Below are 12,587 nucleotides of genomic sequence, written 5' to 3' on the forward strand. Positions count from 1 at the left end.
ACCGCGCCGTCACCCGACCTGAACACAAGGAGGTGGCGGCGTGGCGACTGCTGGATACGGGGTCCTGCAGATCATCCCCTCGATGCGCGGCATCGAGGGCGCGATCCGCCGGCAGCTCGGCGCCCCCGCCGTACGCAGCGCGGCGACGGCGGCGGGCCGCGACGTCGGCGGCCGGTTCTCCGACGGCCTGTCCGCCGGCGGCAAGGCCGTCAAGGACACCGGCGCCAAACTCACCAGCTTCGTGACCGCGCCGATCGCCGCGATCGGCATCGGCGTCATCAAGACCGCCGGCGACTTCCAGAAGTCGATGAACAAGGTCAAAGCCGTGAGCGGCGCGACGGGCGACGAGTTCGAGGCCCTGCGCAACCAGGCCAAGGACCTCGGCGCCACCACCCAGTACTCGGCGGGTGAAGCGGCTGATGCCATGGGCTTTTTGGCTATGGCTGGGTTCAAGACCAAAGACATCATGACCGCGCTGCCCGGCGTGCTGAACCTGGCGGCCGCCGGGAACATCGACCTCGCGCAGGCCGCCGACATCGCCTCCAACGTCCTGTCCGGCTACGCCATGAAGGCCGACGAGATCAGCCGGGTGAACGACGTCATGGCCAGAACTTTCACCAGCTCGAACGTCGACATGACGATGCTCGGCGAGTCGATGAAGTACGTCGCGCCGGTCGCCTCCGCCCTGGGAGTCGAGTTCGAGGAGACCTCGGCGGCCATCGGCCTGCTCGGCAACGCCGGCATCCAGGGGAGCCAGGCCGGTACGACGCTGCGTATGTCGCTGGCCCGGCTGGCCGCGCCCCCCAAGCGCGCGGCCGCCGCCCTGAACAAGCTCGGCATCCAGGTCAAGGACAGCAGCGGCAAGATGCTGCCGCTGGTCGACATCATCGGGCAGTTGGAGAAGGCCGGCGCCGACACGAGCCAGATGATGGCGATCTTCGGGATCGAGGCCGGGCCCGGCATGCAGGCCCTCGTCTCCCAGGGCTCCAAGGCGATGCGCACCCTCACCCAGGACCTGCGCGACTCCGGCGGCACCGCCGAGCACATCGCGACCGTCCAGATGGAAGGCTTCAACGGCGCGCTGATCGGCCTCAAGTCTGCGCTCGAGGGTCTGGCCATCGAAATCGCGGACGCGGGGATCCTCGACTGGGCCACCCAGTTCGCCACCGTCGTCACCGGCCTGGTGCGCCAGGTGTCGGCCGGCTCACCCCAGATCTTCAAGCTCGGCACCGTCGTCGCCCTGGTCGCCGCGATCATCGGCCCGGCCCTGGTCCTGCTCGGGATCGGCCTGACCGGCGCCGGCACCGCGCTCACCTTCCTGCTGTCCCCGGTCGGCGCGCTCATCGGCGCCGCTGTGCTGCTCGGCGGCGCGCTCGCCGCCGCCTACGCCACCAGCCGGCCCTTCCGCGACTTCGTCAACGACCTCGCGGGCCGGGCGCTGCGCGGCCTGATCGACACGTTCCAGGCCGTCAAGGCGGCGGCCCTGGACCAGCTGCTGCCTGCCCTGGCCCGGCTGTGGCAGACGTTCGGCGCGAAGGCCCTGCCGCCCCTGATGGCGCTGGCGACAACGCTGGGCTCCAAGGTGATGCCCGTCCTGCGGGCCCTGGCCGTGGTCATCGTCGGCACCCTCGGCCCCGTCCTCATCGACATCGGCCGCTGGCTCCTGGCCTACGTACTGCCGCCCGCTCTCACCGTCGCAGACGTCGTCGGCGGTGTACTGCTGACCGCCCTCGTCGCCGTCGTCATGGCCGGTATCGGCGTGGTGACGTGGCTGCGGGACATGGGCGTGTGGCTCACGCCGCTCGCGATCCTGATCGGCGGCGTCGCCCTGGCGATGTCCGCGCAGGCCATCGCGACCGGCACTGTGACCGCCGTGTTCGCCCTCTACCGCACAGCGATCCTCCTGGGCACCGCCGTCACCAACGGCTTCGCCGTCGCCCAGGGCACCCTGACCGCGGTGATGGCCCTCAACCCGATCACCCTGATCGTGATCGCGCTGGTCGCCCTCGGAGCCGCGCTCGTCATCGCCTGGAAGCACAGCGACACCTTCCGCGCAATCGTGACGGGTGCCTGGGACGGCATCAAGTCGGCAGTCTCAGCGACCTGGGGATTCCTCCAACTCGTCTTCGACGGCTTCATGACCGGGCTGCGCGCGATCGGCGCCGCCGCGATGTGGCTGTGGAACAACGCCCTCTCGCCGGCGTTCGGGTTCATCGGCATGGCCGCACGGATCCTCGCCACGATCATCGTCGTCGCCCTGGTCCTGCCCGCCGTCGCGGCGTTCAAGGCCGTGGGGGCCATCGCCGCCTGGCTCTGGGGAACAGTCCTGCAGCCGCTTTTCACCAACATCGGCGCGCTCGCCGTGTGGCTGTGGACCACGGCGCTGAAGCCGTCCCTCGACGCCATCGCGAAAGCCTTTGGCGCCATGGGCTCCGCCGCCGTGTGGCTGTGGAACAACGGCATCAAACCGTCCCTCGACTCCATCGCCAGCAAAGCGAAATGGCTGTGGAACAGCGGCGTCAAACCGCCGTTCGACCTTCTGAAGAAGGGCATCACCTCCGTTGGCGACGGCGCCACGTGGCTGTGGAGCAAGGCCGTCAGGCCGTCCCTCGACTCCATCGCCGACAAGGCGAAATGGCTGTGGAACGGCGCCCTGAAAATCTCTTTCGACCTCATCAAGTCCGGAGTGGGCAAGATGGGCGCAGCCTTCGAGAGGGCGAAGGACGCCATCAAACGGGCCTGGGACAAGCTCGAAGGGATCTCCCGGACACCCGTCAAATTCATCATCGGCACCGTCTACAACGGCGGCATCGTCCCCACCTGGAACCGAGTCGCGAAAGCCTTCGGAGCGCCGACGCTCAGTGAGCAGAAACTGCCGGCAGGGTTCGCGCGCGGCGGTCCCGTCTACGGCGCAGGCACCGAGACCTCCGATGACGTACCCGCCTGGCTGTCCCGCGACGAACACGTCTGGGCGGCGAAGGAAGTACGGGGTGCCGGCGGCCACGGCGCGGTCCTGGCGCTGCGGAAGTGGGCGGCGGCCGGCGGCACCGGCGACGCTCCCGGGTTCGCGCAGGGCGGTGGCCTGTTCGGCTGGGTCAAGAACACCGCCTCCAAGGGTCTGGACCTCGCCTCTTCCGGCATCAGCTGGCTGAAGGACGGCATCAAGGCGTCCGCGCAGGCCGGTATGAACGCCCTCGTGAAACCGCTGATCGACAAGATCTCCGGGTCCGCGTCGCTGTACAAGGACATGGTCACGAGAGTCCCGAAGAAGATGCTCACCAGCCTCTTCGACTTCTCCGGCAAGGCCGACACCGCGCTGGAGAAGGCGGGGATCGGGGGGAAGGGCTTCAGGGCCGGCCTCGCCTGGGCCCGCACCCAGGCCGGGAAAAAATACCAGTGGGGCGGCAACGGCAACCCCAGCTGGGACTGCTCCGGTCTGGTCTCCGCAATCGAGTCCGTCATCCGCGGCGAGAAGCCTCATCGCAGGTGGGCCACCGGCGCGTTCTCCGGGGCAACGGCACCGCCCGGCTGGGTCCTCGGCGCCAAGTCCCCGTACATGATCGGCATCACCAACCGGGGCGTCGGCCACACCGCCGGAACGATCAACGGCACCAACGTCGAAAGCCGAGGCGGCGACGGCGTGGTCATCGGCAGCAGGGCCCGCAGCTACATGGACCCGCTGTTCACCCACCGGTACGCGCTGAAGACCTACGACAACGGCGGCCAGCTCCCGCCCGGCTACAGCACCGTCTACAACGGCACCCGCCGACCCGAGCGGGTCCTGACCGACCGGCAGTGGGACGCCCTGTCCACCGCAGCCCACAGCGGCACCGGCGGAGACACCCACTACACGATCAACGCCCGTACGGCCGACTTCACCGTGCGGCAGCTCGACACCCTCCAGCGCCAGCAGGAAGCGCGGGCCCGCGTGGGACGCCCCCGATAAGACGGCACGCCCGGCCCGCGCCCGCGCGCCGGGCGTGCCGTAGCCCTGACGACGACGGAGGCGCCCATGCCGCTCATCACCAGCCCGGTTCTCACGCCGCCGCGCCCTCCCCAGCCACCACCCGTACTGCCGGAGATCGGGTTCGCCACCGCCACCTACACCGCGCCGAACGGCGAGGTGTGGCCGTTGAGCGACGACCAGCGGGGATGGTTCACGCTCGCCGACGGCGTCTCCGGGCTCGGTGCGGCGCCCGTGGACCTGACCACGGACGCGCACCCACGCGGCGGCTCCCGGCTGCGGCACGTCCAGCCGCAGTCACGCACCATCGTGTGGCCGCTGCACGTCTACAGCGACAGCACGCACATGGAGTTCGTGACCCGCTGGCGCGCGCTCGCGGCAGCGTTCACGCGGACGCTGCGCGAGGGCCCCGGCGTCCTGGAGATCGCCCGTCCCGACGGCACCCGCCGCCAGATCAAGGTCATCTATCAGGAAGGGTTCGAGGGACGGGGCACACAGGGCTCGGGGATCGTTTCCGACACCGCGGTCCTCACCCTGTACTGCGAAGATCCCTACTGGGTCGACCCGGTCGGGGTCACCGTGCACCGTGAACACGCCGTCGGCAGCAGCTTCTTCGAGCCCTACCCGACGATCTCCAGCGGCCAGGTCCTCGGCGCCACCACCATCGACAACCCCGGCGACGTCCTCGTATGGCCCACCTGGGTCATCACCGGACCCGCCGCGTCGATCACCTTCACCCACACCCATACCGGCCAGGCGTTCACCCTCAACCCCAGCTCCCCGGCGGTAGGCCACGGCAACCTCCAGGCCGGGCAGCGGGTGACGGTCAGCACCGACCCGCCCCGCGTCCGCTACCAGAGCGGCGCGAACTGGATCGGCGCGCTCAACTGGCCCGGCGCACAGCTGTGGCCGCTGCGCCCGGGCGCGAATCCGGTGACCTTCCAGCTCAACGGATCCGGCCCCGGATCAGCGGTCGACCTGGTGTTCAACCCGCGCTACGAAACGGCCTGACATGACACTCGAACTTCTCGTCACCGACCGGAACATGGTCATCCAGGGCGACCCGATCGACGGCTGGACCAGCCTCGACTGCACGCGCCGCTTCAACGAACCGGCCTCCGGCACAGTGGAACTGCCGGCCCGGCCCGAGGTGATGGCCCAGCTGCAGCCCGGCACCCGGATCATCGTGATCCGCGACGGCGCGATCTGGATGGCCGGCCCTCTCGAGATCCCGCAGGACTTCATCTGGTCGATCAGCGACGAGGGACAGCCCGACCCCGGGAAAGTCAGCGTCGCGTTCACCGACGACCTGGCCGTGCCCGCCGGATACCTCACCTGGCCGCTGCCCGCCAGCGCCTGGTCCGCGCAACCGGCGTCCGCGTCCCGGGAGATCGCCACCGCCAACGCGGAGACGATCATCCGGACCCTGGTCAACGAACAGTGCGGGCCCGGCGCCCAGAGCGCCCGGCGCATCCCGCACTTCGCGCTCGCGCCACCGGCCGGAGTCGGCGCGACCACCACCCTCAGCACGCGCTTCGAGGGCCTCCTCGCCGCCTGCCGCCGCGTTGCCCTCAACGGCGGCAACCTGGGCTTCCGCACCCGCCAGGACGCCGCCCAGATCCTGTTCGACGTCTACGCCCCGGCCGACAAGACCGCCACAGCCCGCTTCTCCGCCGGCCTCGGCAACCTCCGATCCGTTGGCTTCAAAATGTCCGCGCCGACCGTCACCCACGCCCTCGTGTCCGGAAACGAAGTCGACCCCCCAGCGTCCCGCGCCTTCGTCCAGGCCGCCGACGCCGCGGCGGCCGCCGCCTGGTGGCGCGTCGAGCAGCACGTGGACGGCGGCGGCGACAACGACACCACCGGCGAACTCACCGTCGCCGGACGCACCGCGCTCGCCGAAGGATCGGCGCCGGTCGAACTGTCCACCACCACCGTCGACACCCCCGACCTGATGGCGGGCCGGGACTTCGACCTCGGCGACCGCGTCACCGTCGAACTGCCCACCGGACTGGAGGTCACCGACATCGTCCGCAACATCCACCTGCAGGCCACCCCGACCTCCGGCGAATACGTCAGCACCCTGATCGGCTCACCGGAATCGAGCACCGACCCGCAGACCGTACGGCTCATCCGCGATCTGAGCCGCAGGCTCGGCCGACTGGAAGCGAGGTAACCCCGTGGCGCAGGACTCCTGGCCCTCCCCGGCCCACAACGACCGCGTCGTCACCGACACCGAATACGAGCGCATCGCCGCCCGCTTCTCCGACGACGGACTGTGGGGCAACCCCACCGACCCGGCAGCCCTCACCACCTCCACCGGCCTCCAGGTCACCCTGCGCGCCGACCTGTGGGCCAGCGTCCGCGGCCACGCCTGGACCTCCGGCACCACCGCCGTAACCCTGCCCGTCCCCGCGAACACCAGCGGCTCCACCCGCACCGACCGCGTCGTACTACGCCTGGACCGCTCCACCTGGACCGTCCGGGCCGTGATCAAGCAGGGCACCCCCGGCGCCGGCGCCCCCGCCCTCACCCAGGACCAGAGCGGCACCGGGGTCTACGAGATCCTCCTCGCCGGAGTCACCGTGCCCGCCGGCGCCAGCAGCGTCCAGGTCATCCGCGGCGAACTGTATGTCGGCACCCGGATCCGGCCCGTCACCTCCGGCCACCCCAACCCGACGCCCGCCCTCGGCGAAATCCACTACGAGACCGACAGCGGCCGCCTGCGCTTCTACGACGGCAGCCAACGCCGCACCCTCTACGACGACAGCGGCACCGTCACCGTCGACGGCACCGCCGCGCCCTGGACCGTCGGCACCGCCTCCGTCCTGGAAATGCGCTCCGGCAACGTCCACTTCCGCGTCGGATCCTTCACCCGCACCGCCGGCGGATCACTCGCCAGCGGCGAGGAATCACGACTGCCCGTCCTGATCCCCGCCGCCTACCGCCACCGCAACCGCGACCAGTACGTCATCCTCTACTGCACCGGCCCCCGCATCGCCCGCGCCACCCTCTACTCCGCCAACCACACCCGCGCCGGACAGCTCTGGCTCACCCAGCACCCCGGCATCACCACCGGCCAGAACATCCTGGGCCAGGGCATGAGCTGGGTGGTGGACTGATGGCACGCCAGACCTTCGGAGACGGCATCGCCGACTTCGTCGTCCAGCCCACCGACGGCCTGTGGGGCGTCGCCGCCGGCACCACCGTCACCTTCTGGAACTCCAGCACCGACGGCGAGCAGTACACCGACCTCCTCGACCCCGACGGCACCCCCGTCACCGCCGTCACCAGCGACGACTACGGGGCACTACCGTCAGTCCAGGGACCCGAGGGGATCCTCGGCATGTGGGCGGACGCCGGCGGCGGACGCCGCGCCTGGCTCTACGCCCAGAGCGGCGGCCGGGGTCTCCCCGGAGACCCCGGCGCCCACTGGTACTTCGGCACCGGCGAGCCGGAAGACAGCGACCTCACCCCCGTAGCAGGGGACCTGTACGTCGACACCAGCAACGGCAACCTGTACTCCTACACCGGCACCGAGTGGCTGTACCAGACCGGACTGCGAGGCCCCGAGGGGCCGGCCGGAACCGGCAACGTGGAGTCGGTCAACGGCAAGACCGGCGACATCGTCCTGACCGCCACCGATGTGGGAGCCATTCCGGCAGCATCCAAAGGCGCAGCGGGAGGTGTCCCCGACCTCGACCCCACCGGCAAGGTCCCCGCCGAGCAGCTGCCGGCACCCCCCGCTGTCCCGGGGATTTGGCTTCCCAGCGACTACGGGCTGGCCGGGTGGGCCTACGACCTCCACGCCGCTTCCCGCACCCCTGGCGACATGCCGGGCCAGGCACAACGGCTGTACCTGATCGGCGTCCCGCTGCGCACCGCGAAAACGGTGTCGCAGGTGGCGATCCATGTCATGGGCTACGACCAGTCGGCCAGCACGACCACGAACGTTCGTTTCGGGATCTACGACGCCAGCTTCGCGCTCAGGGCGTCCTCGGCCGGTGACCAGAAAGCGCAGCTGCCGGCGGTCCACAACATCGGCGGGCAGATGGTGAAACTCAACCTGTCCACAGGGGTGAGCCTCTCAGCGGGCCTGTACTACGTGGCGATCCTGGTGAAGGTCTCGGCAACGACGGCAACGCCCTATCTGGCGGCCACGAACTGGGGCGCAACCTCCACCACCTCCGGTGCCGTCGCCGTGTCCACGGGCGGTGTGCACAGGTGGCTGCAGTCCTCCGCCACGAACCTGACGGCCCTGCCCGCCTCCGGCACACTGACCGCCGCGTCGTTCACGGAAGCCACGACCTGCTACTGGGCGGGCATCGTCTGAACCAGAGTGCGACCCCGCGCTCAGCCCCGCACACCCCACCCAGCCCCGCGCCGACCGGCCGGGGCTCTTCTCGTGCCCCGGGAGGGCCGATGCCGTACGACCTCGATCTCGATCTCGAGAACCGCTTCACCTACCACCCGCCCGTCGGCGACCAGGACGAATCCTACGAGCAGATCCGCGCCGGCGGCCTCGCCCTCGCGCAGCTGCTCGCCGACCTGTGCCCTTCCTCGCCGGAGCTGACGCGCGCGGTGAACGCGGTCGACGAGGCCGTGATGCTCGCCAACGCCGCCGTCGCGCGGCACGTCCGGGAGGGCTGACATGTCCGTCGACCGCGCCCCGATCTGGGACCACCCCGACCTTCTGGTCGACCCGCTCGCCCACCGCCTCCCGAACAGGTTCTTCGGGCTGCCGGACCCGCCCATGCCGCCGCCGCCCGAGCCGATCCCTGCCGCGCTGCGCGGCCCCAACTGGACACCGGAGGACTGACCCTATGCCTGATCTGAAGATCATTTCCCGAGCGGAGTGGGGAGCGCGTCCCTGGGCCGGTACCCCGGCCAGCGTCCCTCTCGGGAGCCGCAGCGAGTTCTTCGTCCACTACGACGGCGCCACCCCCATCACCCGTACCGGGTACGCGATCCCCCGCGCCATCGAGGCCGAGCACCTGGGCAACGGCTGGTCGGGCGTCGGCTACAACTGGGTGGTCGACCAGGCCGGCACCATCTACGAGGGCCGCGGGTGGGATCTGCAGGGCGCGCACTGCCCCGGCCACAACGTCACCGGGCTCTCCGTGCAGATAGCTGTCGGCGGCGACCAGGAGCCCACCGCGGCCGCGCTCGCGGCAGCGCGCGCCCTGTACGACGAGGCGTGCCGCCGGACCGGCCGGACCCTGGCCAAGAAGGGCCACCGGGACGGCATCGCGACTCTGTGCCCCGGGGCGCGGCTGTACGCCTGGGTGCGGGCGGGGATGCCCGCGACGGGATACACGCCGGCGCCGGACCCAGGCGGCGCGCTCCCCGGAGGCGGTAGCGCTGGGGTGGCCCGCTACCAGGTCACCATCGGCGGCCTCGCCTACGGATACGGCGCGAAGGGCGACCACGTGACCAAGGTCGGCCGCGCCCTGGTCGCGAAGGGGTTCGGGAAGCACTACGCCGATGGCCCCGGCCCGACCTGGTCGGATGCCGACACCGAGAACTACGCCGACTACCAGCGGTCGTTGGGATACAGCGGGTCGGACGCCGACGGCGTGCCGGGGGAAACGACTCTGCGGAAGCTGCTCGGCACCCTGCCCGCCCCGCCCGCGACGAGCACCCCGCCAGCGTTCCCCGGCCGCCAGTACTTCAAGGCGGGCGCCGACAACCGGTTCGTCACCCAGCTCGGTCAGCAGCTCGTCAAGAAGGGCTACGGCCGCTACTACGCCCAGGGCCCCGGCCCGAGGTGGTCCGAGAACGACCGGAAGAACGTCGCCTCGTTCCAGCGGGCGCAGGGCTGGAGCGGCGGCGACGCGGACGGATACCCCGGCCCGGAGACCTGGCGACGCCTCTTCTCCTGAGAACACCAGTCCCGCCAGCGCACGAACGAAGGGCCGCACCCACCCCGGTGCGGCCCTTCGACATTCCATCCACCTGAAAGAACTGGAACGCCATGGACATCATGCCATTCGACGTCGCGGGGACACAGATCCGCTTCGGCGTCACCGACGACGACCGGCCCTACGCGGTCGCCTCCGACTACGCCAAGGCCCTCGGATACCGCGACGCGAGCGACGCTGTGAGGCTGCTCGACTCCGACGAGGTTGGTACGCAGATTGTGCGGGTCAACCTCTCCGACGGGCGCGAGCAGAACCGCGCGATGAAAGTGATCTTCGAAGACGGGCTGTAGGAGCTGATCTTCCGCAGCAGCCTCCCCGGGGCGAAAGCCGTCAAGGCCCAGGTGAAGGCGATCCTCCGGGAGATCCGCCGCACCGGCCGCTACCAGCCGGCCCCGGTCCTGGACGATCCGCTGCTCGCCCTCGAGGAGATGGTCACCCGCACCGCCCAGGCGATCGAGATCGCCAAGAGGGAACGGGTCCGCGCCGACGACGCCGAGCACCGCGTCGCCGCACTCGAACCCGCCGCCGGCGCATGGGAAACCCTGGCTTCCGCCGCCGGGGACTTCTCCGTACGGGAGGCAGCGCACATCCTGGGCCGCGACCCCCACATCGACACCGGCGAACGCCGCCTCTTCGCCGTGCTGCGCGGCAACGGACTCATCGACAAGCACGACCGCCCCTACCAGCGGCACGCCGCGCACGTACGGCTGCGCCCCCGCTCGTACACCAACCCGGCCACCGGCCAGGAGACCGCAGCCGCCCCGCAGGTACGGATCACGACGGAGGGCCTGGCCTATCTCCACCGGCGCCTGGGCGGCGGCGTCAACGTCCACCGCCTCATCGCCGAAGACCAGCTGACCCTCCCCGGCTGACCACGCCCCGAACTGCACCACCCCCGGTCTGAGTCCCCTGGTCGTTTCATGACCACGGGACTCAGGCCAGAGCTTTGACCTGCAACGATGAAAGGAAACCGTGATGACAGCAGCGTTCTGGAAGGCAACCGGAGAGAGGATGGCCCGCACGTTCGCCCAGGCCGTCCTGGCGCTCCTCGGCGGTGATGGCCTGGGCCTGGTCGACCTCGACTGGGGCGCCGCGCTCTCCGTCGGCGGGCTGGCCGCCGTCGCCGCGCTCCTCACCGCCATCGTCACCTCCGGCGGCACGGAAGGCCCCGGCGTGATGGAGACCGTGGCGACCGCAGACACACCGCGCGGCCCCCGGAGCATCTGATGCGGGCCGCGCCAGCACGGCTCTGGGCGCATCTGGGCTGGCGCGGCCTCGCCCTCGCCGGGACCGGCGCCCTGTGGGTCTGGTACGGCGTCGGGCTGTTGTCGACGGACCGGGACGGCGTCGTCGCCGGTACCGCACCCGTGACACGGGTGATGTGCCTGGAGGCGTGGGCGGGCGTCTGGATCACGTGCGGCGTGCTCGCCACCGTGGCCGGCATGCTGAGGCCCGGCCGGGACATGTGGGGATTCGCGGCCGTCGCCCTGCCGCTGATCGTGTGGGGGCTGGCGTTCGCCGCGGCCGCCGCGACGGGCGCCTACACCGCGGCGTGGGCCACGGTCCCGCTGTACGCCGCACCGCTGCTCCTGCTGACCATCGTGGCCGCGCTGACGGGGGGTCGCAGGCGCATCTGCAGGTGTGAGAGAGGAGCGTCGGATGGACAGTGAGGGCACCGTGCTCGGGGTGATCATCGCGGTGGTGGGCGTTATCGGGGCGGTGCTGGTGGCCCGAGTCTCCACCCCGCGCCCGGCGGCTGGCGCCCCCGAGGACGACGCCGACGCCGACGAGCTGCGCGTCAGCCCTGAGATCTGGCGCCGGTTCGAGGTCCTGGAGCAGAAGGTCGACCACCTGACCTCGATCGTGGAACACCAGAAGGAGAAGGTCACCGCGCTGGAGCGGCTGCTGCGGATGGCGATGCGCATCGTCCGCCGCGCCAACGTCCGCCTGGTCGCCCGCCAGGAGCCGCCCGAGGAGATCCCCACCGAGTTGATTCCCTACTCGCTCGACTGAACACGCCCCTCCGTCCTTGGCTTCGGCCGGGGGCGGAGGGGCGCTTTCGTCATGTCCGGCGGCGATCAGCCGAGGGCCACCCGTGCGTACGGCTCCCATTCGTACATCTGGTTGTCTCGGTGGATCACGATCAGCTCAGCAGCATTGATGCGAGCGCTTGCTGGCGGGACGTCGGCCGCGTCCAGGGCCGTCGCGATGGTGTCGGCCGGCCCGTCGCTGTTGCTGTACGCCAGCGAGACGTGCGGTCGGAAGCCCGCCGCTTCCTCAGGTACTTCGGGGAGCACGTCTCCGATGGCTGCGCGGATGGCGTCGCGTACCGCGTGGACGGGGTCGTGGGGCTGCACCGGGACGAGGACCGCCTCGGGGTCGAGGATCGGCGCGGCGAGCGTGAGGTCGAACGCGGGCACAGCGGCCAGGCGGCCGCGAGCGGCCTCCACGATGGCGTCGACGTCGGCCTGGTCGACCTCGTTGGTGAAGGCGATGCCCTGCATGGTCAGGTGGAGCCACTGGTCCGGAACCAGGTCCAGCCCGTCGGCGCCCGCGAGGGCAGCGCGGTACTGAGCCGCGAACCGGTGCACGTCCGCCTGTCCGTCGAACACCAGGTGCCAGGTGTAGAAGCGTCGGCTGATACCCCAGGCGGGTCGCCACCACCAGTGGTTGCTCGTGTGCTCAGGAGTCATGACCCGAGA

General features: G+C 70.6%; 14 protein-coding genes. 13 read left to right on the forward strand and 1 reads right to left on the reverse strand.

From position 1 onward, the window contains the following. Window positions 1-40: 40 nt before the first annotated feature. From DVH02_RS11635 to DVH02_RS11690, 13 genes are all read left to right on the forward strand, one after another. Window positions 41-3,946, forward strand: coding sequence for a phage tail tape measure protein (locus DVH02_RS11635; RefSeq protein ID WP_114623707.1), 3,906 nt, complete (start codon window positions 41-43; stop codon window positions 3,944-3,946). Window positions 3,947-4,012: 66 nt separating this feature from the next. Next, entirely contained in the window at window positions 4,013-4,975 is a 963-nt protein-coding gene (locus tag DVH02_RS11640; RefSeq protein WP_114623708.1) for a phage tail family protein, read from the forward strand. A 1-nt stretch (window position 4,976) separates the two neighbouring features. Further along, a complete protein-coding gene (locus DVH02_RS11645; RefSeq protein ID WP_114623709.1) occupies window positions 4,977-6,140 on the forward strand; it encodes a siphovirus ReqiPepy6 Gp37-like family protein in 1,164 nt (387 codons plus the stop codon). 4 nt (window positions 6,141-6,144) lie between these two features. Next, window positions 6,145-7,086: a hypothetical protein gene (locus DVH02_RS11650; protein ID WP_114623710.1), complete on the forward strand. Its 942-nt coding sequence runs from the start codon at window positions 6,145-6,147 to the stop codon at window positions 7,084-7,086. Continuing rightward, on the forward strand, window positions 7,086-8,297 hold the full coding sequence (locus DVH02_RS11655) for a hypothetical protein (RefSeq protein ID WP_114623711.1): 1,212 nt from the start codon (window positions 7,086-7,088) through the stop codon (window positions 8,295-8,297). The genes DVH02_RS11650 and DVH02_RS11655 overlap by 1 nt, the downstream gene beginning before the upstream one ends. 89 nt (window positions 8,298-8,386) lie before the next feature. Further along, entirely contained in the window at window positions 8,387-8,614 is a 228-nt protein-coding gene (locus tag DVH02_RS11660; protein ID WP_114623712.1) for an Acb2/Tad1 domain-containing protein, read from the forward strand. A gap of 1 nt (window position 8,615) precedes the next feature. Continuing rightward, window positions 8,616-8,783, forward strand: a complete 168-nt coding sequence (locus tag DVH02_RS35105; RefSeq protein WP_158575865.1) for a hypothetical protein — start codon at window positions 8,616-8,618, stop codon at window positions 8,781-8,783. A 4-nt stretch (window positions 8,784-8,787) separates the two neighbouring features. Beyond that, window positions 8,788-9,846 carry a peptidoglycan-binding protein gene (locus DVH02_RS11665; RefSeq protein ID WP_114623713.1) on the forward strand — a complete coding sequence of 353 codons (1,059 nt, stop codon included), beginning with the start codon at window positions 8,788-8,790 and terminating at the stop codon, window positions 9,844-9,846. Between the two features lie 92 nt (window positions 9,847-9,938). Then, on the forward strand, window positions 9,939-10,175 hold the full coding sequence (locus tag DVH02_RS11670) for a BRO family protein (RefSeq protein ID WP_114623714.1): 237 nt from the start codon (window positions 9,939-9,941) through the stop codon (window positions 10,173-10,175). Between the two features lie 51 nt (window positions 10,176-10,226). Further along, window positions 10,227-10,757 carry a phage antirepressor KilAC domain-containing protein gene (locus tag DVH02_RS11675; RefSeq protein WP_114623715.1) on the forward strand — a complete coding sequence of 177 codons (531 nt, stop codon included), beginning with the start codon at window positions 10,227-10,229 and terminating at the stop codon, window positions 10,755-10,757. A gap of 103 nt (window positions 10,758-10,860) precedes the next feature. After that, complete coding sequence (locus DVH02_RS11680) at window positions 10,861-11,112, forward strand: holin (protein WP_114623716.1); 252 nt, start codon at window positions 10,861-10,863, stop codon at window positions 11,110-11,112. After that, window positions 11,112-11,555: a hypothetical protein gene (locus DVH02_RS11685; protein ID WP_114623717.1), complete on the forward strand. Its 444-nt coding sequence runs from the start codon at window positions 11,112-11,114 to the stop codon at window positions 11,553-11,555. Before DVH02_RS11680 ends, DVH02_RS11685 begins: the two co-directional genes overlap by 1 nt. Beyond that, window positions 11,545-11,898 carry a hypothetical protein gene (locus tag DVH02_RS11690; RefSeq protein WP_114623718.1) on the forward strand — a complete coding sequence of 118 codons (354 nt, stop codon included), beginning with the start codon at window positions 11,545-11,547 and terminating at the stop codon, window positions 11,896-11,898. Before DVH02_RS11685 ends, DVH02_RS11690 begins: the two co-directional genes overlap by 11 nt. 65 nt (window positions 11,899-11,963) lie before the next feature. Here the strand turns inward: DVH02_RS11690 and DVH02_RS11695 are convergent, their stop codons facing one another. Next, complete coding sequence (locus DVH02_RS11695) at window positions 11,964-12,578, reverse strand: 2'-5' RNA ligase family protein (RefSeq protein ID WP_114623719.1); 615 nt, start codon at window positions 12,576-12,578, stop codon at window positions 11,964-11,966. Window positions 12,579-12,587 lie beyond the last annotated feature (9 nt).

It is taken from the genome of Streptomyces corynorhini (assembly GCF_003346515.1).
Lineage (GTDB): Bacteria > Actinomycetota > Actinomycetes > Streptomycetales > Streptomycetaceae > Streptomyces > Streptomyces corynorhini.